The organism is Microcoleus sp. FACHB-68, assembly GCF_014695715.1.
Lineage (GTDB): Bacteria > Cyanobacteriota > Cyanobacteriia > Cyanobacteriales > Oscillatoriaceae > FACHB-68.
Window position 1 is genome coordinate 211,606 of the sequence record NZ_JACJOT010000008.1, and the last position, 22,094, is coordinate 233,699.

Consider the following 22,094-nt stretch of genomic DNA (forward strand, 5'->3'; position numbering starts at 1 on the left):
AGCCGGTAAATCAGCGATGGCTTACCAGCGGCCTTCCTGATCAGCGGGGTCGCCGTAAGGATCTTGGCTAGCTGGGAGCACGTTACCGAATCCATCGTCAACATAGCCGCTATCCGCTGGGTCGCCATAAGGATCTTGGCTGGCTGGGATCACGTTCCCATATTGGCCGCCGTATTGATCCGCTGGATCGCCATAAGGATCTTGGCTAGCCGGGATCACGTTACCGAATTGGCCGCCGTATTGATCCGCTGGATCGCCATAAGGATCTTGGCTGGCGGGGATGACGTTGTCATAGTTTCCGTAATCAGCCGGATCACCATAAGGATCTTCACTGGCTGGACGTACCTGCCGATCGTCGTAAGAGCCATCTTGATCAGATTGCTGATCGCCATTGCCGAGGGCATCCTTCATCAATCGCAAAAATCCATCTACCATGATTTATCTCCGTTTTTGTTTTTAAAGTGTTGTAAAACGGCTATTTGAGGGATATCTCCCGCTTGTAAATAGCCGTCTTCTTTCCTTTGTTTCTCGTCCCTTTTCGGGCGCTTGCTGTCAAAACTAATACTGCTGTGCTGGAACTGGGGCGGAACCCAAGCCGGTGAGATCGCGGCCTGTAGGCTGGTTGTTATAGCCTTGGAAGTCACGATATTGTTGCGCCTCTGCCTCTGGAACTTGAATTCCACCCTGAGGCGGCGTTACCCAGTGGGGGCGATTTTGGGCGTCGCGGTAATAAACGCGTCCGTTTTTAGAAAGGTAATACTGTCCCTGCGGCCCTTGGCCTTTGGCGTTCTTTTGCTGGTTGTAGAGATAGTAAAGAGCGGCTGCGCCGGCCAAAATTGCTACTTTTTGGGTATTCGATAATCCCTGACGCGCCCTAGGTTGTTGTGGAGAATTGTAGGGGACTGATCCACCACGGGTGTCGTCAACTGGCGGTGGCGGTGCGGCTGTTTGCGAAGAGCAAGCTGTAAACAGCGGAAGCGCTAGTAAAGCTGTCAGCAGCAGCGCTAGTGGACGTAGAAATTTTCTGCCCTGTGAATAATGTGTTATTTTCATCGGCTCTCGTATTCACTCTACGTTACAGGACGCCATGTTTAGGCGCTATCTTAATGAGCCAGGGCTATTGAATAATAATTCCCCAGCCTAAATCCAAAGAATTTGCTAATTGCCGGCAACACCGCAGGTGCAACATTTCCGGTTCCATTTAATCTTGCTCGACTTTGCCGATCCTTCCATCCCGCTCTAGGCATAACTACTTTTTAAGGTTTCATCCCTGAGGAATATACAAGAATTAATGATGAGTTCGCATATCAATTTATTTTATAATTTAAGCTTTAAAATTCAAGCTTATTTACTTTGAATATTAGTTGTAAATAATAAATTAATTTAATTTAGTTAGATATTTTATTTTATTTTAATCAACAGAAAAGCAAGTTTTAATGAATTATAATACTTTGAGTGAGCAAGATGCCCACATACCCAAATTTTTAGAGGATTTATTACCTAAATTCTAGCCCAGGATGGCACGCTGCGAATTGCGCCCATCCTGGGCTATTTGCAAAAACGGGTGACGACTATTAGACACCGGCAGGTTTTAAAACCTAAACATCAACGTTTGCAAATCATCAAAAATCCAACACATTTTTAAGCCAAAAAACAGGCGGAAGGAAATATCAGATATTCCAAGAAAAAGAGTTTCCAAATAAATTGGTAAAACTGTGCGATTTCGGCTTTATCTCGCAAATCTACCTGCTTGCTGCGCCACCACATCAAACTCAAGGCAATCAGATGCGTGATGGTTAAGAATAGCGGATTAACGCTCGGCAACCAAAGCCAACCGGCAAGCGTGAGGGAAAGGTAGCAGACGGTTAACACCCATCGGGCAAGATTAAATACTGCCGGCGCACCCATTTGCAGGGTAAAAGTGGTGATGTTGTATTGCCGATCACCTTCCATATCGGGGATATCTTTAAAGATGGCAATTGCAAAGGTAAAGACCAAAATAAACAGCGTCAGCGCCCAAATCGTGGGGGGAATGCTCGGGACGCTCAGCTTTTCTAACTGCAAGAACACCCAGTTAAAATGAAGAAACAAGCCTAAATTAACAACCACTCCCCGGACGGTAAAAATACAAAAAGATGCCCAAAAGGGAAAGCGTTTTAAGCGCACCGGCGGCAGGGAATAAGCCGTTCCCAAGGCTAAACTGATACTCACCATGCCCAACAACCACGGCCCTAACAACAGTGCCAGCAGCAGGGCTAGAATGCCGGTAATTGCCACAATCAGCTGGGCTTGCCGGCGCGAAAACTCACCGGCAGCTATCGGCAAATGTGGCTTATTAATTTTGTCAATTTCTACATCTTCTAGCTGGTTTAGCCCGACAATGTAAACATTGCCACACAGACAGGCAATCCAAGTGCCGAAGAGTTGCACCCACGGGATGCCGGTGAAACCAGTGCCGGTGTTTTCAGCATAAGTGATTGAGTACAACGCCAAAACACTCAGACTCGTGCCAACAATTGTGTGGGGGCGAGAGAACTTCCAGAAGGCATAAAGCGAGGAAACTGATTGCTGTAAAAAGCCAGGTTTGGAAGACTCAGGTTGTGAAGTTGGAGATTTTTGAGAAGAAATCTGGCTCATGGACGCCCTAAATGATTATTTTTGCCTAATCTTAAGTTTAGGGGCGCGTGGCAATGCTTCTCTACATCTGTTGCGTCTGCTTTTTAGCGTTAAGGCGTTAGGCAAGCTGGAATCTTTCAACCGCAGCCTCTAACAGATGCGGCTTAAGAATTCTGATTGGGTTAGAACTACGCTCAAATAACTCGATGCAAGGCTCGATCTCAGCGTTTTGCCGGGTATTTGTGGCTGCTATTCCAATTGGGGAATCAGTTGCAGTGGGCCGAGTCCGAGGTCTTTGGCTGACAGTGATCTCACTTCAAACAAAGCCAGCATATCTTTAAGCTTGGGATTACCCCGCGAAGCACCTGTCAGCCCTTGGGCAATTATTAAGCCACAGTAACCCTTCGTTTTTTTACAGCGCTGATCCCACTTTTTGCGGGCAGCGACGTGAACTGGATCGTCTTCAATAAATTCACCAAACAGGTGCAACTGACCATTGCCCGTCTGTAAAATTCCCAGATCGTAGACAACGTCTTCAAATGAGTCTTCTCCGCGATTAAAGCAAATTGCCTTTAACCCGCCGGCATCTTGCAATTGCTGAATCATCGCTTTGGCTTTGGGGCGCGAGGTTTGAATCATTACCACCGGCAGCCCTTCGCCGGCAGCGGTGACTGGGCCAGATTGATAGCACTCAACGCCGCTGCGAAGAAATTCCACGGTGTCCCAAGGCACTACACCCAAACTCAGAAATGAATTTGCCGGCACCAAGTCATCTCGCAGCAGGGGTTGGCCAGCCTCAAAATCCTCATCATCTTCTTCGTCTGCAGCGTTGGCCATTTCCAATAGTTCGCTTTCCAACTCAGGCTGGGTGGCAACTTTAACGGAGATGGTTGCAGGTTTGGCATCATCGACTGCCGGTAGAGGAATGCGATAGCGGCTGTTTAACTTCGGCAACGCCTCCCCTCCCAGTTTTTGACGTGAAGCCCGCCAAAAGCGATGCAGGGCTTCAAGTGCCACCCAAACCGTTAGCGCCTCTTCCTCGTAAAGAAACGAGCGCAGCCCTTCGAGTGGGTGGAGGTTGCCAAAGCTTGGTTGAATTTCAGATAGGGGCAGATCGGCGAGATCAAAGTCGTCTTCATACTCATCTGCGACATCGCCAATACTTTCAAAACTCAGAAACAGGCAGTCTTGACCGAGGAAGGCTTCTTCAAGCTGGTTGATAGACTCATTCGCCAAAACCCGCTGTCGAAAGCGCTTGAGCGAATCGATGGAACGATAAAGCAAAATTCCATAATCGACGCCCAGCATTCCCAAAACGCAGAGATATAGAGTATCGATGTCCCACTGGTTGAGTTCGACCGATAGAATTTGGTGATCGCCTAGTAACTCCCAAGGTGCGTCGCGCCAAATATCATAAGCTTTCTGAGTTAAAACTTCAGCATACTGAGGCGGCAGATGGGGCGGCTTGGTGCTAACAACGTCTTGAAATCCTCTGAAGATTTCGTCAATCAGAGGTAATTCTGGTACATACTCAATGGTAATATCCAGCTCTTGCAAGACACCCCGTAGGTAAAACTTCAGTTCTCGGTCTTTGACAACAATTTTTTGAGGTCGAGCCGGCTGTGCGGGACTGTGGGGGTGTTCGATCGCCCGCAGCAATGTCCGAACGATCGCTTCTGGGCCGGTATCAATTGTCACCATATCCATCGCCCGAACAAATCCTTGTGAACCATCCACCCAAAGAATGCACTCACTGGTGCCGGCTGATGCAGAAACTGGGTCTGCCCACTCTTGGCTCATAGCATCTTCAGCCGATAAGGGGCGACGATCACCCTCCCACACGCTGGGAATTTGCGGTAGATTTTGCAGGCGACGACGGGTAGAGTGATTGAGAGCTGTCATAGACTCAGTCAACTGGATGAGGGAACAATCATACATGAGGGAGTGGCGAGAAGCCGCAGTTTTTGATAAGTCACTTCCTGCTGCGGGCCGTTTTTGAAGTTGATGCAATAGCTGTTCAACTTGCCTGCCGGCACTACCCTATTTCCTTACGGTTGAAGACTTTAAGCAACTGGATAGACTTCAACTTACTATTACCAGCATAGAGAGTTTTTTGCCCCTGCAGTCTGCCAAAAGTCTACAATCTCCGAGTTCTCGATAAAATAGATGGACAAGCTCAAGCAGCCTGTATCATCTCGGCACAAGGAGTCGTGTAAACCAATGACACAAGCAACTCAGTCTCAACAACGGGGTATCCAAATTACAGAAACCGCCTTGCAGCAGGTTAAGTCACTGCAGCAAAGCCAAGGCAAGGAACTCTGTCTGCGTGTGGGAGTGCGCCAAGGTGGCTGCTCAGGGATGTCCTATACGATGGATTTTGAGGATCTCAGTAATATCCGCGAGGATGATGAGGTTTTTGACTACGATGGCTTTAAAGTTATCAGCGACCGGCGCAGCCTGCTATATCTCTACGGTCTAGTGCTTGACTACAGCAATGCTATGATTGGCGGTGGCTTTCAGTTCACCAACCCGAATGCCAATCAGACTTGTGGCTGTGGCAAGTCATTTTCTGCTTAAATTGAAACCCAACCTCCTTGAAATTGGAGCATAAGGTTTGGGGAATTGAGCATTGAGAATTATTTCTACATTTTCTCTGCACAATTCTCCCCGCTTCCCCTCTTTCCTCTCTTTCTTTATTTTCCTATGACTCAAACTGCTGAAACGCTTTTTACTGAAGGAATAGACCGCTATAAAGCCGGTGAAGGCCCAGATACGCTGATTCCAGTTTTTAAAGATATTTGCGAACGCGCCCCTAAAAATAGCCCCGCTTGGACGTGCTTGGCGTGGCTTTATCTGTTGGATAATAAGGCCGCTCAAGCTTTTAAGGCTGCTCAGAAGTCTGTCAAGTTAAATCCGCATGACGCTCAATCTAGAGTCAATCTCGCGATTGCAATGCTTGAAAGTAAGCAAAAAGGCGTGCGGCAGCACATCGACATGGCGCAGCAATTAATCATGGTTTCTTCAGAATTGCGGGATGAAGTTAAAGACAATCTTGAAGAAGGATTAAGTAGAAAAGCGGATTGGGATAGCTTGAAGCGCGTCAAAGCGTGGCTATTTGAGGGTTAGGCCGGCACAAATTGAAGGCCGGTGCCGGTATTTATCCCTAAATTTATTCTATTGTGTAGGAATTGTAATAATTCCTTACTTAAATACACGTAAAAAAAGTGAAATCTAATGATAAGATTTTATGAACCGAAGGATAAAAGAATCTTTTATCTCGTCTTTCAAACATTTTGTACATCATCCGGAGTTAGACTACCATGACTAATGAAAACGTTGAAATCAAACCAGAAACCCGCAACCACAAAGGATTCTTCATTCAAGAAGCTGCTTACAAGCTGATGGGCATTGATGAGTCCGGTTGGGCATTAATTTGCATTGATGACGCAGTTTGCCATTATGTTGACCCAGACAATCTTCAAGCACCAAACGAATCAGGCGGCAGCTTCGAGTAAGCAGACGTCTATGCCACCAGAAGGATTTTTCTCAATATCTTTGGATTGGACGGCTGTACTTGCTTAAAGTGCAGCCAAATTTTTTGAGAAAACGCTATCAATCAAAACTATTTTAGCTTAATTGAAACGAGCTGAACAAAAGTTAAAGCCTTAATTTTTGGCAGTTTATTTAAAAACCTAACAAAAATTAATATTAACCATTATCATTGAGCCGGCAACGCCCTTGTGTCTCGCACTCAATTCGCTTCTGGCGATTGCTAACAATTGTTGCTAAATTTGGTCGCCCAGTCAGACTCAGCCGGTAATCTGCCCAAATTTCATATAACTTATCAACAATTGCCCCAATCACCGGCAACTTGGTAACGGCATAAATCCAACCCATTCCCAGGATTTCATAGACGCGGCGGAAGACTTCCACATTCTTAATAACCGTCCCGTCAGGAAGCACCGCATGGATTCGCCCCATTGCTGTTTCAAAATCAACCCCGCCATGCGCTTCTGGGGTGTAGTCATCGTCAGCAATGTCCACAAACGCCACCAAACCTCGACCGGCATCCCGTCTCTGCAAGAAATTCACCTCTCGCAAACACAAAGGACATTGACCGTCGTAGAGTAGTTCAATCTGCCATGATGGCGAACTGGACTGGGTTTGAGTCGTCACTTCAACGGATTCGGGGAAGTCAGTCTTAGACGGAGGCATCGGCAGTTCTCACTTAAAATATTCCTCAAATGAGGAGAAACACACACACTCAATTATTGTTTTCACCGGCTTTAGATGTACAGTGACAAATTACTGAACACTGTACATCTAGGCTTTACTTTCACTCTAACGCGTTACGCCCTACTTCACAATTTCATTACTCGAAGTTTTGCTGGTTTTACTGGGGTTGGGAGTTAACTCCGCTGGGGGTGATTGAACCGCACCCCAATCAATTAACAAACGATTGAGAAGCACTTCTTGTTGAGCGCGAAATTCATCCTGATTTTCTCCGCCATTCATAATCGCAACCCAGACAGAACCGAGCTTTTGAGTGGGCATGGCACCGGCTAAAGAACTCACCCGATTTAAGGTGCCGGTTTTCAGAACAGTATAGGCAGGAATTTTGCGAGCTTCTAAGACGCCTAAATCTTTACCGGCAATCGCAAATACATCGGCAATGGTCATCTGATAAGGCTGCAAATACCGCTCAATTGCCTGAAACATTCCCACGGCTGCGCGAGGAGAAATTCGATTTTCTTCACCCAATCCAGAACCATTGATTAGTTGAATTTCTTCCGCCGGCACTCCGGCTGCTTCCGCTGCTTTTTGGGCAACGGCTTTTGCACCGCCGGCAGAATCTGCTAACATTTCAGCCATCAAGTTGTTACTGTACATATTCATCTTTTTCAGCAGTTCTGCAACTGGAAAAGAAAGATGCCGCACTAAAGGCTTGAATGACTCAGGAGGAGAAGAGATAACTTGCACTGAACCATCAATTGCAACTTCAGGTCGGGGGGTTCCTTGAGGTAACGTTAAATATTGATCTTCCGCTTCCGCCGGCCAATCTTGAGAATTCAAGCCTTGTTTGAGAAAAGTCCCAGATGTCTGCGGTTTTGGCTCAAAGTTCATGTAAAAATTGCCGGCGATCACCAAATTGCCGGTCACTCGCTTAATACCCATCTGATTTAAGGTATTACCTAAAGCAATTGCTTCTTCCCAAACAAAGAAAGGATCTTCTCCTCCTTGAATGACCAGATCGCCTTTTAATACCCCATTTTCAATCGGGCCGGTTGCGCCAATCAGCGTTACAAATTGATGCTCTGGGCCGAAAGTTTGCAGCACAGCTAGGGTTGTTGCCGCCTTTGTAACTGAAGCTGCCGGTAAAGGAACGGTGCCTTGATGATTCGCTAAAAGCACTTTGTTTGCTTCAATCCACACGCCTTGCTTTTCTTTAGAAAATCCTTGAGCAGCGAGTTTATTGACATATTCCTCAATTTTTTTGTCTGTAACAGAGTCTGGATTATCTGGTGATAAAGCCTTATTGACAGGTTGTGTAAGACTTATCGGCTGTGACCCAGTATTCTCTGCACTTCCTGCGTTATTTCCTAACGGTTGAGTAGCGTCAGACTGAACTGAGACTGAAGCCGCGCCGGATGGATTAGAAGGAGAACATCCAGCTACAAGCGCTAAGATTCCTACAGACAAAACCGCCGTCAAAGATCCGATTTTTAGCATTGTTTCTTGGGATTTAGACAAAATAGAAAGAAAAACTTTAACAGCCATTAACACCTTCTCTGATATTCAACCATTGTTGCTGCAAATCAGTTTCGGTTGGAAGAATTTTTCTCCCTCCTAACTCAGGATGTCTTTGATAAAAAATGTAATCAACGACCGCCGCACATTGTCTGATTTGCGCCCATTCTTGTGCTAAATATGTTTCATTTGGCTGGATTTTTCTCCCTGCTAACTCAGGATATCTTTCGGAAAAAATTCTGTCTGCTATATTATCTAATTCTTTGGCAGTTGGCACCGCCGGCACGGGAGGAGTTGCAATGGGGGTGACGGATGGTGCCGGCATTACAGGGGGATTTGGAGAGGCAACCGGCGCGGGATTGGCTGGCGTAATCTCTGGAGAGGGAACCGGCGCTGTATTGATAGCTGCGGCTGCCGGCATCATCGGTGGATCTGGAGAGGGAACCGGCGCGGGAGTTACTGGAGTTGGATCTGCAGAGGCAACCGGCGCGGGAGTTACTGGAGTTGATTCTATCGCCTCTTCAGATTTTGGTGCCGGTGATGGAGATGCTGCCGGTTGCACAACCACCGCCGGCTGCTGACTTTTTGCTAAAAATACGCCCGTTATCACCGACGCACCCACTAGCAAGCCGGCAACGAGGACATTTTTTAATCTACCTCCTGTTTGGGCGACATGAGTAGCCGGCTGGACTGTTTGGGGTGGTGCTGGGGAAGGAATTGTTGCTTGAGGCGGGGTTGGCGGTAATGTCACCATCGTTGCGGCAACAGTTGCGGAATAGTGCAAAGCATTGAGCATTTCCCTGGCTGTGGGGTAGCGCTGCTGGGGATGGGATTGAATCGCCTTATCTAAGACCGTAACCAGCGCCGGAGTTACATTTAAAGCGTGCCGGTGCCACAGAATTTCGCCAGTGTGCGCGTCTGAATCCAATTGTTGCGGAAGTCTGCCGGTGAGCAAATAAATCGCCGTTAAGCCTAATGCGTACAAATCACTAGAATACACCGGCTTACCGGCTGCTTGCTCTCCTGGCATGAAACCGGGCGTTCCAATCGCAATCGAGCGGCTAGAGTTTTCTTGAGAACTCAACTCTGTATTCATCGTTTCCTTCACCGCGCCGAAATCAATCAGCACCGGCAAGCCATCCCGCTGTCGCCAAATAATATTATCTGGCTTGATATCCCGATGAACAATTCTTTTAGTGTGAACATAATCGAGCACGGGCAGAATATTAGCGAGAAGCGCCCTCACCGAACTTTCGCTGAGTAATCCAGCGGTTTTTAGCTTTTTTGTCAGGGTTTCGCCCTCAACCCACTCTTGCACCAAGTAAAATTGAGCGGCTTCTGAAAAGTAAGCATATAACCGGGGAATCTGAGGGTTGCTATCACCCAATTCTTCTAAAATTGCGGCTTCTCGCTGGAAACGCTCTTGAACAATTTGGTTGATTTGGGGGTTATTCGTCACCGGCTTGAGTTGTTTAATCGCACACCGACGTGCTGATGGCATTTGGGTATCTTCTGCTAGAAAGGTTTCGCCAAACCCGCCGCTTCCTACTGTTTGCAGGATTTGGTAGCGATTGTTTAACAGTGCCGGTGCGATCATCGCAGTTTTTGGGGTAAAAGTTTTCCTTTGAAGATAGCATTCTGTATAAGAAACAGCTACCCGTTAACGGCAAAGTTAACATATTCTGTAAATTGCCTAAAAATTTAATATTTACAACGATAGAAAATTGCCTCTTATAAAGTTTTCTGAGGAAAGTCTGGATTAAAAGATGTGAGAGGCTTTGAGCTGTATTAAAAAGTTAGATTATTGAAGTTTTTGTCTTAAAAAAAATTATTTTTTTATAATTAAATCGATTAAAGTTAAGTGAGTTATTATTAATTTATCAAAGATTTGCCAAAATTCAAACTTTTATCAAATTATAGCCTTGAGCGGTAAGCATCTCATTTAAAATCAAAAATATAAAAAATTTAGAATCAATATGACCGGCAACACAGAACAGTCAACCATTATTAGCAAGTATCCATACTTACAGCTCAACAATCAGGGGCATCTAATCAAACTGGAACTGAAGCAAGACCGGCATATTTTGGGACGTGCGCCAGAACAGGCGGATCTGTTGCTTCCGCCAGATTGGCGAGTGATTTCTGCTTGTCACGCCGTACTTCGCAAAGCCGGTGATGACTATTGTATTTATGACGGCGACACTCAAAATCCCAGTACGAACGGATTGTTTCTTGATCGCACGCGCATCACCCCGTCAGAAGGGCATCATCTGAAGGATGGCACTGAGATTCGCATCGGTCAAGATCCGCGCAACCAAATTTTGCTGACTTATTTTAATCCCTTCAGCCGGCAGCCTCTCACACCACCGCGAGAGCAATTTGTGGTGCTGAAAAATCGCTCTGTTTTGCTCGGTCGCGATCCAAGTGCGACATTGCAGCTAGACGCCCCGACTGTATCGCGCCGGCACGCCACGATTGAACCCGCCGCTCAGGGAGGCTACCAGCTGCAAGACTATAGCGCCAACGGCGTGTTTGTAAACGGGCAAAAGGTAACGAATTCAGCGCATCTAGCAGAAGGCGCAACGGTTCGGATCGGGCCGTTTACCCTCGTTTTGCGGGGTGATCGGCTGGAGGTACTGGATCAAGGCAATCAAATCCGTTTGGATGCTGAAGGTTTGGCGATTCAAAACCGGCTGGATAACATCTCCTTGGCGATTGAACCCGGTCAATTTGTGGCTTTAGTTGGGGGGAGTGGTGCCGGTAAATCAACCTTGATGCGAACGCTACTGGGAATTGAGCAGACGACTGCCGGCAAGGTGTATTTAAACGGAGATGATCTGCGAACCAACTTCAACATCTACCGCACGCAAATTGGCTATGTGCCGCAAGACGACATCATTCACCGGGAATTGACGGTGGCAGAGGTGCTGACTTACGCCGCACAGTTGCGACTGCCGCCGGATCTCGATGTCACAACGGTTGTGGAAAAGACGTTAGCAGATATTGAAATGTCCCATCGCCGCAGCGCTTTAGTAAGCGATCTCAGCGGCGGTCAGCGCAAACGGGTGAGTATTGGGGTGGAATTGCTAGCCGATCCAAAGCTTTTCTTCTTAGATGAACCGACTTCGGGACTCGATCCGGGGTTGGATAAAAAGATGATGTTGCTGTTACGAAAACTGGCAGATCAGGGACGCACAATTGTGCTTGTGACTCATGCAACTGCGAATATTAAACTCTGTGATCGCGTGGTTTTTCTGGGTCGCGGCGGGCACCTCTGCTTTTTTGGCCCTCCGAAAGAAGCCTTTGACTTTTTTGAGGTCAAAACTGAGGATTTTGCGGATATTTACAACAAGTTAGAAGAAAACGACAAAGCACCGCTAGCGTTTGCGAGCCGGTTCGGTCAATCGCCTTATTATAAGCAGTATGTAGAGAATCACCTTAGCCGGCCTGCCGGTCAGCCGCAACAGCCTGCCGGTGTGGTTGCCAAACAGGTGAATCCTTCCCCATTCAAGCAGTTATCGCTCCTCGCTCAACGCTATTTTAAGTTAACTGGACGAGATCCTGTGAATTTAAGTTTAGCGCTTTTAACTGCTCCAATTGGCATTAGTTTAATAACCCTAGCGATTCGAGATAAAAATCCTTTAATTCTGGGAGATGAACCCGATCCGACTTTAGCGCCTTTAGCGTTACGAGTGTTATTTGTCTTTACCTGTGCCGCCATTTGGGTGGGACTTTCGACTTCTCTACAAGAGATTGTTAAAGAATCGGCAATTTATTTGCGGGAACGGCTGGTAAATTTAGGGTTGTTTCCTTATTTGGGTTCTAAAGTCTTAATTTTAGGCGGCTTAGCACTGCTGCAAACACTGTTAATGGTCGGGGTAATTCTAATTGGGTTTAAATCTCCCCAACCCGATTTAATTTCGTGGCCGGTGGGTTTAGGAATCACAACGTTCCTGACTTTATTAACGAGTATGAGTCTGGGATTAATGGTTTCAGCTATCGTTAAAAATGGCAGTCAAGCGAATAGTGCTTTACCGCTGTTATTACTGCCTCAGATTATTTTTTCTGGGGTTTTGTTTAAGATGGAAGGTTTGGCCAGTAAGCTTTCTTGGCTGATGTTAAGCCGGTGGTCTGTGGGCGCTTATGGGGCGTTAGTGAATGTGAATGGGATGGTTCCTGAACCGACTAAATTGCCCGATGGCAGTACAATTCCGCAGCCATTTGAGCCAAGTGCTGTTTACGATCCAACGTGGGAAAATTTAGGTTTAAATTGGGGTTTGCTGTGTTTGCATACAGCGGTTTACTTAGGGGTAACGTGGTGGATGCAAAAGCGTAAGGATATTTTTTAAAATTCCTGGCAATAACAAAAAGAGGGAAAAGCAGCCGGCTTGTAAATTCTCGCTTGTTTCCATACAAAAAGGAAACTCTCCATATAGGGTCATCAGTGACTTTATATGGAGAATTTTAAAAATTCAATACGCTTGCTCTGGTAAAGACGTGCTATCTCACATCCTATTACGAAGCCATTAATTGCCTTTTTCGCCAGAATTGGGCAACTTTTTGCTGCCACCGGCACCAATATTTAGTCAGCTCTTTACCCTCGAATAAGGTTACTTCAGCCTCATCCGGAGTCACGACAACTAAGAAAGCGTGTTTGAGCATTAAACCATACTGCCGGTTTAATGCACCACAATAAGCGGCTAGCTGCAAGGGTTCATCGTAAAGAGGCTTAATTCTATCAGCAAATTTGAAGTCAATTACACAGGGAATATCATAAAAATTGGCAACACAATCAACTCTGCCGGCATATCCTTCGTAGTAGTGGAAAACATTGCCCTCAACGAGTTTAACCTCATTGATTTGTTGCAGTAATGGCAGCAAATGCTCCCAGTGGGGTTTAATAAGTTCAGGGCAGGGTATATTTTCATTCTGAAAGTAGCATTCAAGATGCCGGTGTCCAAGTTTTCCGCGTTGAATCGCCGTGCTAATAATTTGGCTAGCTGTTGCCAATCCGACTTGCTGCCGCCAACGCGAGAGTCGGGCTTTGTCTGTCGGTGTTTTGGTTGCTTCTAGGATAAAGTTATAACTTGGGAGCCGGTTGCCACGGCTATCGGCAAGATATCCGATGCCATTTTCCCGTAGGGGTTTTGCTTCGTAGCGGGTTAAGGGTTTATCAGACCAAATTTTTCGTTCAGTAGATTGTTGCATCATAATGGTTTTAACTCCATTGGGTTTACTAACCAAACCATAATTTCTTAACAGCGGAGTTGTCAGTACGAAAAAGTAGGGAAATTGAATTGTGTACTTTTTGTAGGAAAAAGTAGGTTTATGTAGGTTTGTAGGAAAATGTAGGCTTGTGAGCGCAGAAGCTTGAAAAATTTTTATTAAAATCAAGGTGAAGCATGACCCCCGAAGAAGCATTTGAGTTTGTGAATGGGTTATTTATAGAGAAAAATCAACCCAAATTAAGGCCAGTGGAGAAAGCCGTTTTTATAGGAATTTATAATAATTTTACTTATCCGGAAATTGCTAACGAAACCTGCTGGACTTTTCAATATATAAAAGAGACTGGCCCAAAATTATTTAGAAAGCTAAAAGAAATTTTAGAAATCGACGTTGACAAATATGATTTTGTATCAGAAATTGAGAAACTCTGGAAACAGCACTCTGAGAACAGCCAATCTTCCCAAAAACCACTTACGGAACTACCCAATGTAGCCGTTCAAGAGACGCTGCCTCCAGCTTTTCCATCACAGTCAGAAGCAAGTTTAATCGCTAAAAAAAAGCTTTGTAACCCCTTTATCCCTTTAAATGCCATAGTTGATAATCCTCAACAGTTCTTTAACCGGCACCGTGAGATCGAGCGAGTATTTGAGCTTCTTAACAGCAATAGTAGCGTTGCCTTGATAGGAGAAGAAGGTATCGGCAAATCTTCTCTGCTAATAGAAATTTGTCGGCAGTCAGAAAATCGCCTCTTATCGCCGCGCCAGCCGATTTACTTAGACCTGAATCCACTTCATAATGAAGATGAATTCTACAGCGCTTTGTGCGATGAGATTGGGATTTCTAAAAGCAAAGGATATCCCCTAACTCGCGCTTTGCGACAGCATCAAGATCGATTGTTGCTAACTATCGACAATGCGGGAAAGATGATAGGCAAAGGGTTTACTCGTAACCTCCGTGATCATTTGCGCGGTTTGGCTGAGGGAAGTGATGCACCTTTGCGGCTGATTTTATCTGCCGGCGAACCCCTTGCTCAGCTTTTTAAAGAGAGTCAGGAACAAAGCAAAACATCACCATTTTCTGGCATTTTCCGAGATCAAGACATCAAACCTTGGGATGAAGCGACTGCTCGTACATTTATTGAAAGCCGGCTTAAGACAACTTCTGTGCATTTTACTGAAGAAGAAATAACTCAGTTAGTGCAAAAAAGTGCCGGCCATCCTCGGCAACTGATGCAAGGGTGCTATCGAACTTATGCGCGATACATGGAGCAACTGCAATGAGCCAACATCAAAGTCCTGTTCCCCAGTTAGATTTGGCTCCCAAACTAAAGCGCCCTCTCTCATTGTGGAATCCCCTTGATTACTTACGGTTGCTATACTGGGTGTTTTTCTTCCCCCAAGCGTTGCAGTGGTATGTCGAAACCTTTGGAAATACGCTTGTTCTCAAAGGCAAAATGACTTGGCAAACGCGATGGGAGTGGCTGCGCCAAAATCCTATCGAGCTTCACTTCTTTTTACAAGGGTTATTGCTGACTGTTATAACGCCATTAATTGTAGGTGTACCACTTCAAGAAATAGGCATCCCCCTTAATGGGTCATACGTGACAGCTGGTGTGGCGTTTGGCGTGGCGTTTGGCATAGCGTTAAGTGTGACGGGCGGCGTGGCGGTTGGCGTGGCGTTTGGCGTGGCATTTGGTGTGGCGTTTGGCGTGGCGGGGGGCGTGGCGGGGAGCGTGGCATTTGGTGTGGCGTTTGGCACGGTGCTAGGCGTGGCAGCAGGCGTGGCATTGAGCGTGGTGTTGGGTATGGCGGGGGGCGTGGCGTTAGGCATGACGGGGGGTGTGGCATCGGGTGTGGCGGGGGGCGTGGTGGCAGGCGTGGCCTATGGCGTGGCATCGGGCGTGGCGATACTCCGTCCTGAAAGTTGGCTTTTGAATCTACCGCTCGTGCTGTTACAACCCCAGAATGAACGCTGGCGGTTTTCCCGTCTTACTCTACTTCCTCTAATTCACCTCTCCTTCTATCTAAAAAAGTGGCTGCAACAGGATTGGGAGAGGGGGCTGGATAATGTCAATCAACTGCTGAAGTATACGCTTCAGTTCATCCCTGTTATCAAGGCAGTTAACCACGTACTAGCGGAAACACCGCCAGAGGAAGTTATCTGTCGCGTCACTAAACTGGCTGAAGCTCCCTATGATTGGGACTTAGTGTATTTTGTCTCCGCGTCTTTAAGTGAAAATATAAAGTCAAAGGTTGTGGCCGGTTTCTTTCTTGTTCCGCCTCCCTGGAAGCGGCAGATCCAGGCTCGTCTTTTAACAGAACCCCGTACAGACACACCCGCGCGTGCGGCTGCGGCTGGTTTTTGCCACTTATACAAATTCGAGCCAGCAAAAGCAGCCGAAGCTTTTGCCGTCGTGCGTTTTCTCCCTGATGGAGCCGAACTATTAACCTTAGCTGAAACTCTAACAGCCTTTTACCGCATTGAGTCTCTAGACGATCTGGCGCTGATTGAATTGCCCAATCCTCCCCAGGAACCCCTACTGCGTCCAGCTACTTGGAAAGCGATTGCTAGCTTGCGTCGAGTTGCTGAGGATTTCCGGGCTGTTCGGGGTAGCGTGTCTCGCTCGATCCGCTCTTTCGCCCTCAACCGAGCATTAGGAGAGCTTAAAAGCATTTTAGACGCAGGCGACTGCTTGCCCCAAGCAGAGCGAAAGCTAATCCTTGACATTGCTGAAGCTTTACAAGAATTGCTGCTGAAGGTCGCTACTGAAGTCGGGGAAATATCCATCACTGAACCTGTCCGCAATCCTTATGTTGTGGGCGATCCAGTGCAGGGGAGGCTTTTTGTGGGACGGGAAGATACGATCAGACAGCTAGAAGAGTTGTGGGTATTGGGCAATCAACTACAGTCTGTGGTTCTTTTCGGTCATAGGCGAATGGGCAAAACTTCTATCCTCAAAAATGTGGCAAACTGTCTTGGATCTGGGGTAAAAGTCGCCTACATCAACTCGTTAAACCTGGGAGATATCTCTCAGGGAGTTGGGGAAGTGCTGATGGCAATCAGCGATGAGATTTCTCGGACGGTCAACCTCCCACCCCCTGCGGATGCGGATCTGCTAAATCTTCCCACCCGCACATTTGAACGCTATTTGAAACAAGTTGAGGCAAATCTAACCGGCGGCTTAATTATTGCCTTAGATGAATTCGAGAAAATCGAGGAACTGATAGAAGCCGGGAAAATCTCGAAAGATTTTATGGGAGTTCTGCGGGGGATGGTGCAAATGAGTCCGCGAATTGCTTTTGCATTTGCCGGCCTTCATACCCTCGAAGAAATGACAGCAGATTACTTCCAACCCTTCTTTGCTAGTGTCATCCCGATTAAAGTTGGCTTCATGGAACCTGCGGCAACCGGCTACCTTCTCGCTAACCCGGATGACGATTTCCCCCTCGACTACAAACCAGAAGCGCTGGATTTGATTTATGAACTGACTGTCGGCCAACCTTATCTCGTCCAGTTGATTGGATTCGGACTCGTTCGCCGCTATAACGATCAAGTATTTGAAATCGGACACCCCCGCGAGCCAATTTTCACCGTAGATGATGTGGAAACAGTCATTGATGACCCTGAATTCTTTACCCGGGGACGCTACTACTTCACCGGCGTTTGGGGTCAAGCCGCGCAGGGTGCAGTCCACCAGCAAGCAATCCTAAAAGCACTCGCCCCTCACCCGGAAGGATTGAGCCTAGAAGCGTTAGCTGAGACTGCCGATATTGATGAAACAACATTAGGCGAAGCCCTCAAGACTCTCACACGCCATGATGTCGTTGAAGAAAAGGAGAGCCGGTGGCAGATCATTGTGGAACTGTTCCGCCGGTGGGTTTTAGATTATGTTTAAAAACCTGCAAGGACTTGATAAAAAATCCGTTGCATTTCCGTCAATATTAGCCAGAAATTTATCGTTAATTGAGGGAAAAATAACAAGCTGACAAGGGGGTAAAGTTGAATTCATTTCCCTTTTTACCCCAAATTTCCTAAAAATTTTACTGTTCGCCCCTGCTATCCAACCAAGTTATTAAATCCTGATTTTCTTGAAAATCCAACAATGCTTCACCCAACTCTTCTAATTGAGAAATCGATAATTTCTGAAGCCGGTCTTGTACAGCCGGTTGAATTGCACCCAGCCGGCGAGTAAGCAAACGCATAATTAGCGCTAATTCTCCCTCCTGCCGGCCTTCCTCACGCCCTTCTTGTCTTCCTTGTTCTAAACCTTGCCGCAGAATTCTTTGATAAATTACAGATTCTTGCATATACCTCTCTCCAAACAGTTGGTCAATTAACGCTTCATCAAAACGCAAGCCGGCAAGTACCGTCACACTTGCTGATAAATTTTGCCGCTGTTGGGGTTCTTCAATTCTAGCAACCTGTAGTGCTACTCGCTCTAATAAAGCATTGGGCGACTCGCTTCTTGCTAAACAAGCCAGTGGCAATAAAGCGGGATTTGCTAACAGTGGATCGGGATCTTGCTCCCACAAACGGATGACTCGATAGCGGTGTCTGGTATTGGGTGCCTCAAATAGCTCTGTAAACACAATTTCAGAGGTTGTGGCTTTTAAAAAAATCACCACTTGCTCGATATCAGTTCCGTACTGCCGGCGAAGCCTCACCCAGTAGTCCAGCATTCGGAAAGGAATTGCCGGCTTTGATTCCGGCAAAGTTTGAAATTCTAGATGCAAAATTTGGTCATCAATTTGCAGCAAAATAATCGCATCAGCGCGAATCGGTTCTACGCTTAATTCAGTTTTAAGAATCTGGATATCGGTCACTTCTTTTGAGAGCAACCAGCGAACAAAAGCACCCGGTTCCTGTTCAGCTAAATATTTGCAGATATTATCAATCGTCAATTTTAAACAAATTCTCCTTAAAATTTAGGATAAGTGTGCCGGTAGAGACACGATGAATCGCATCTCTACAAGTTATTCAAGTTTTCCAAATAAGGGGTTTAGTATAAAAGCTATTTTCAATCTTCATAACTAAACCCCTCAATTCTTCCTGCTTTACTCTGCGGCATCCCCACCGACAACAACATTGCGGAGGCGCAAACTTGGCCCACCACAACCTACCGACAAGCCACTTTGGCCGCCTTTCCCGCAACCGCCGGACTCATCCCAGTAGAAATCATCCCCAATGGCTTCAATATCGGCCAAAGTGGTAAACACATTTCCAGAAAGCGTTACATCGCGCACAGGCTCTGCTAATTCGCCATTGCGAATCATCCACGCTTCACCGGCACTAAAGGTAAACATCTCCCCATTGGTCATTCCTCCCAGCCAGTTCCGGGCATAAACACCCTCTTGAATATCTGTAAACAAATCTGGCACTGCTGTATTGCCCCGCTCAATCCAGGTATTAGTCATGCGGACAATGGGAGGATAGTGATAACTCAAACAACGGGCGTTGCCGGTGGCTGCTTCTCCTAACTTTCCAGCCGTCTCGCGGGAGTGCAACCGGCCTACTAAAACCCCATCCTCAATGAGCTGGGTTGTGCTTGCCGGCGTTCCTTCATCATCGTAAAAATAACTCCCGCGATGGCCTTCCGGAGCGGCACCATCAAAAATTTGCAACTCTTTTGGCCCAAACCGGCGGCCTAATGTCATCACCTCCAGCAAATCCGGATTCTCATACGTCATATCCGCTTCCGAGAGGTGCCCAAACGCTTCATGGACAAATAAACCGCTGAGAATCGGGTCAATCACCACTGTGTAAGTATTGCCCTTCACAGAGGGCAAAGAGAGCGCCTGCACAGCCCGTTCTGCCGCGCCGCGCACTTGATCGTCTAGGGTGGTCATATCTTCATACGCCTTGCGCGATCCCGTGGTTTCACGGCCCGTTTGCACCGTGCTGCCGGCCCTGGCAGTGGCCGCAAACCGCATTTCCATATCCACCCAAGATTGTTCCAAAACCGTGCCTTCTGAGGTCACCAGGATGATTTTCTGGGCGCTGTCGCTGTAGCGTACAGACGTGGTGGTGATGCGTTGGTCAACACTGCGAAGAATTTCCCCATAGTGATCGCACAATGCTTTCTTTTGGGTGAGGGAAATCCGGCGGGGATCAGTGCCGGTCATCGGCAACTGGCAAATCGCTTGCACCGGCATCACCTCGGCCAGCAGGGTTTCTTCATCCCCCACCAACCGGGCGGCTGCGATCGCTTCCTCAATTCGTTCTGCCAACGTCCCTAACTGATTGAAACTGGCAAAGCCCCAACCACCCTTATGGCAAGCCCGGACTTGCCCGCCAATCGACACCCCTTCACTGAGGGTTTCAATCTTTTCTCCCCGCAAAAAAATATCAGTGCCTTCAGATTCCTCCAATCGAATCGCCAAATAATCCACATGAGGTGAGAAGCGAGCCATCAAGTCAGACAGCAAATTTTTAGCGTCATTTAGCAAAGTAGACATGAGCGACGGCCAGTTAAATGAACTGCCTTCATTTTGCAACAGCGCAAGGGAGATTGTCCTGATTGGGACTGATGAGCAATTGGCCCATGCACGGAGATTGCGACTAATTAGTTCGGTTCTTCGACTGTCCTTAACTGAAAAATACCGATACTCTGAAGGAGAAGGGTTCTGCCCCCTTGCCCTACAGACGTAATTGAGTTATCGGTTTTACTATTTTGAAGAGCGGTTCTGCTACTAATTGCAATCTGCCAAGAGGGTTTACTGCTATGGATCAATGGTTTTTACCGGCCCTCAGTGAGGTTTTATCCCTTACCGGGGCAGAGTGTGGATTTGAAGCGGTGGCGGGTGGTGGAGATGTTGCCGGCAATGTCTCTTTAAATCGCAACCGGCACCGTTCTGCCGCTGAGGCTACTCAGCAACGCCTCAAGGCGGAACGGGAATGGTGCGGTGCCGTTGCCGCACTTAACTGTCTTTTGCAACAACAATTGGCCATAACTGGGCCGGCCACAATTAAACATCCTGCGATTGGCCAAGAAGCAAGCCACGCCCAAGATTTTGACCCATCACACGGCTTGATCTTATCCGGGCCGATGCCGGTGTTGACTCACCCAGCCCTTGTTTCCCGTGTGGCGTCTTGCACATTCACTTCCGATCCGCTCAACCCAGCCCTTTGGTTACTGGGAGAACGCAATCGGCACAGTATGCCCCTGCTGCCACTCCCGGAAGGATGCGCTGCCCCGGCTTCTCGTACCCGTTCATTGGTTCCCTTACTTTCAGATGACCCTTTGTCAGATGAACAGTTTTGTGTGGTATTAACTCACAAATTGAGTCTGGTGATGGTTCTGGGCGTGGACAGCAACGGGGAACCGGCGTTTCAGTTTTCTTTTGACCCGGAAGTGGTTGCACAAGCTTGGCATTCGCTGCGTCCCCGCGTGTTACTGGCCGGCAGTAATGCTCAGTTGAGCCAGCTGGATGATTTAATGGAGCGGTTTGCGCCGGCAGCCCCAGACTACAAAACTGTGATGCAGTTTAGCCGGCTGCTTCTGAAATATATGCCGGAGCCGGTTGAGTGGGAAAACAGTCGCTCAGACTCCCCAGTGCGTTTGCTATCGGCGGCAGTACACGACTCGCAGCCAGTAGCCACTGTAGAGGCAGCCGGTACATCCAGCAAATCGGCTTGGCGTTCGCGTAACGCTAATCGCAGCCATTCCGACTCTGCCGGTTGCGTGAATGAGCGTACCAAGAGGCCGGCTGCTGTGAAAACAAACTTAAATCGAGAAACCCTTGAGCAGCGCCTAGAGCATCTAGCCGGTGGAACCGGCACGGCAGCGAATGAGCGATCTCAAGCGCAGGATGTGGAATTGCTGCAAGCGATCGCCCACGAAGTTCGCACGCCTTTGGCGACAATTCGCACTTTAACTCGCCTATTGCTAAAACGCCGAAACTTAGAGCCAGAAGTGATTAAGCGTTTGGAAATGATTGATCGCGAGTGTAGCGAACAGATTGATCGTTTTGGTTTAATTTTCCGCGCTGTGGAATTGGAAACTTCTGAAACAAAACGAGCGCCGGTTCATTTAACATCTACTCCCCTGACGCAAGTTTTCGACAGTTGCATTCCTCGGTGGCAAAAACAGGCAAGCCGGCGAAATCTCACCCTAGATGTCGTTTTGCCGCAGAAGATGCCCTCGGTAGTGAGCGATCCGACAATGTTGGATCAGGTACTCACCGGCGTAATTGAAAATTTCACCGCCAGTCAGCCGGCAGGAGGTCATGTGGAAGTGCAAGTGATGCTAGCCGGTGATCAATTAAAAGTGCAGTTGCAATGTCAAACCGGCAGTGAAAAATTGTCGGCAAATGCCTCAACTTCACCACTTAAATCGATTGGTCAGTTGTTGGTATTTCAGCCAGAAACCGGCAATCTCACACTCAATCTCTCGGTCACAAAAAATCTCTTTCAAGCCCTAGGCGCAAAACTAATCGTGCGACAAAGACCTGAACAAGGCGAAGTGCTAACGATTTTCCTGCCCCTAGAATAGCGACTGACAGAGG

Annotated in this window: 18 protein-coding genes; 8 read left to right on the plus strand and 10 right to left on the minus strand. The window is 47.3% G+C overall.

Going from position 1 to position 22,094, the window contains the following annotated elements:
- Window positions 1–21: 21 nt before the first annotated feature.
- The 3 genes from H6F73_RS10030 to H6F73_RS10040 form a co-directional block, all read right to left on the minus strand.
- A complete protein-coding gene (locus tag H6F73_RS10030; RefSeq protein ID WP_190758637.1) occupies window positions 22–435 on the minus strand; it encodes a translation initiation factor in 414 nt (137 codons plus the stop codon).
- Between the two features lie 123 nt (window positions 436–558).
- Window positions 559–1,053: a hypothetical protein gene (locus tag H6F73_RS10035; protein ID WP_190758638.1), complete on the minus strand. Its 495-nt coding sequence runs from the start codon at window positions 1,051–1,053 to the stop codon at window positions 559–561.
- Window positions 1,054–1,641: 588 nt separating this feature from the next.
- Window positions 1,642–2,637 (minus strand): homogentisate phytyltransferase, encoded by a 996-nt coding sequence (locus tag H6F73_RS10040; protein ID WP_190758639.1) that lies wholly within the window; start codon window positions 2,635–2,637, stop codon window positions 1,642–1,644.
- Here H6F73_RS10040 and H6F73_RS26955 point away from each other — a divergent pair.
- The gene (locus H6F73_RS26955; protein WP_277882597.1) at window positions 2,636–2,770 is read left to right on the plus strand and encodes a hypothetical protein; all 135 of its coding nucleotides are present in this window, start codon (window positions 2,636–2,638) and stop codon (window positions 2,768–2,770) included. The two genes, H6F73_RS10040 and H6F73_RS26955, sit on opposite strands and share 2 nt — an antisense overlap.
- 95 nt (window positions 2,771–2,865) lie before the next feature.
- On the opposite strand, the gene H6F73_RS10045 is transcribed toward H6F73_RS26955, so the two are convergent.
- Complete coding sequence (locus H6F73_RS10045; protein WP_190758640.1) at window positions 2,866–4,518, minus strand: hypothetical protein; 1,653 nt, start codon at window positions 4,516–4,518, stop codon at window positions 2,866–2,868.
- A 318-nt stretch (window positions 4,519–4,836) separates the two neighbouring features.
- Here H6F73_RS10045 and H6F73_RS10050 point away from each other — a divergent pair, with 318 nt between their 5' ends.
- From H6F73_RS10050 to H6F73_RS10060, 3 genes are all read left to right on the plus strand, one after another.
- Window positions 4,837–5,193: an iron-sulfur cluster assembly accessory protein gene (locus tag H6F73_RS10050; protein WP_190758641.1), complete on the plus strand. Its 357-nt coding sequence runs from the start codon at window positions 4,837–4,839 to the stop codon at window positions 5,191–5,193.
- A gap of 126 nt (window positions 5,194–5,319) precedes the next feature.
- Window positions 5,320–5,742, plus strand: a complete 423-nt coding sequence (locus tag H6F73_RS10055; protein WP_190758642.1) for a tetratricopeptide repeat protein — start codon at window positions 5,320–5,322, stop codon at window positions 5,740–5,742.
- 194 nt (window positions 5,743–5,936) lie between these two features.
- Window positions 5,937–6,131, plus strand: a complete 195-nt coding sequence (locus H6F73_RS10060; RefSeq protein WP_190758646.1) for a hypothetical protein — start codon at window positions 5,937–5,939, stop codon at window positions 6,129–6,131.
- A 193-nt stretch (window positions 6,132–6,324) separates the two neighbouring features.
- Here H6F73_RS10060 and H6F73_RS10065 read toward each other — a convergent pair whose 3' ends face one another.
- From H6F73_RS10065 to H6F73_RS26960, 3 genes are all read right to left on the minus strand, one after another.
- Window positions 6,325–6,831: a DUF393 domain-containing protein gene (locus tag H6F73_RS10065; protein ID WP_190758647.1), complete on the minus strand. Its 507-nt coding sequence runs from the start codon at window positions 6,829–6,831 to the stop codon at window positions 6,325–6,327.
- Between the two features lie 141 nt (window positions 6,832–6,972).
- Window positions 6,973–8,394: a D-alanyl-D-alanine carboxypeptidase gene (locus H6F73_RS10070; protein WP_347239512.1), complete on the minus strand. Its 1,422-nt coding sequence runs from the start codon at window positions 8,392–8,394 to the stop codon at window positions 6,973–6,975.
- On the minus strand, window positions 8,384–9,961 hold the full coding sequence (locus tag H6F73_RS26960) for a serine/threonine-protein kinase (RefSeq protein ID WP_190758648.1): 1,578 nt from the start codon (window positions 9,959–9,961) through the stop codon (window positions 8,384–8,386). Before H6F73_RS26960 ends, H6F73_RS10070 begins: the two co-directional genes overlap by 11 nt.
- 379 nt (window positions 9,962–10,340) lie before the next feature.
- Between H6F73_RS26960 and H6F73_RS10080 the strand changes: the two genes are divergently transcribed.
- The gene (locus tag H6F73_RS10080) at window positions 10,341–12,713 is read left to right on the plus strand and encodes an ATP-binding cassette domain-containing protein (protein WP_190758649.1); all 2,373 of its coding nucleotides are present in this window, start codon (window positions 10,341–10,343) and stop codon (window positions 12,711–12,713) included.
- Between the two features lie 166 nt (window positions 12,714–12,879).
- Here H6F73_RS10080 and H6F73_RS10085 read toward each other — a convergent pair whose 3' ends face one another.
- Window positions 12,880–13,575 carry an exonuclease gene (locus tag H6F73_RS10085; RefSeq protein WP_190758650.1) on the minus strand — a complete coding sequence of 232 codons (696 nt, stop codon included), beginning with the start codon at window positions 13,573–13,575 and terminating at the stop codon, window positions 12,880–12,882.
- Window positions 13,576–13,766: 191 nt separating this feature from the next.
- Here H6F73_RS10085 and H6F73_RS10090 point away from each other — a divergent pair, with 191 nt between their 5' ends.
- The gene (locus tag H6F73_RS10090) at window positions 13,767–14,870 is read left to right on the plus strand and encodes an ATP-binding protein (RefSeq protein ID WP_190758651.1); all 1,104 of its coding nucleotides are present in this window, start codon (window positions 13,767–13,769) and stop codon (window positions 14,868–14,870) included.
- Window positions 14,867–17,485: an ATP-binding protein gene (locus H6F73_RS10095; RefSeq protein ID WP_190758652.1), complete on the plus strand. Its 2,619-nt coding sequence runs from the start codon at window positions 14,867–14,869 to the stop codon at window positions 17,483–17,485. The genes H6F73_RS10090 and H6F73_RS10095 overlap by 4 nt, the downstream gene beginning before the upstream one ends.
- 145 nt (window positions 17,486–17,630) lie before the next feature.
- On the opposite strand, the gene H6F73_RS10100 is transcribed toward H6F73_RS10095, so the two are convergent.
- Entirely contained in the window at window positions 17,631–18,491 is an 861-nt protein-coding gene (locus tag H6F73_RS10100) for an Rpn family recombination-promoting nuclease/putative transposase (protein WP_190758653.1), read from the minus strand.
- A gap of 153 nt (window positions 18,492–18,644) precedes the next feature.
- Window positions 18,645–20,045, minus strand: coding sequence for a TldD/PmbA family protein (locus H6F73_RS10105; protein WP_190758654.1), 1,401 nt, complete (start codon window positions 20,043–20,045; stop codon window positions 18,645–18,647).
- Between the two features lie 266 nt (window positions 20,046–20,311).
- On the opposite strand from H6F73_RS10105, the gene H6F73_RS26490 reads away from it, so the two are divergent.
- Entirely contained in the window at window positions 20,312–22,081 is a 1,770-nt protein-coding gene (locus H6F73_RS26490) for a HAMP domain-containing sensor histidine kinase (RefSeq protein ID WP_242072409.1), read from the plus strand.
- Window positions 22,082–22,094 lie beyond the last annotated feature (13 nt).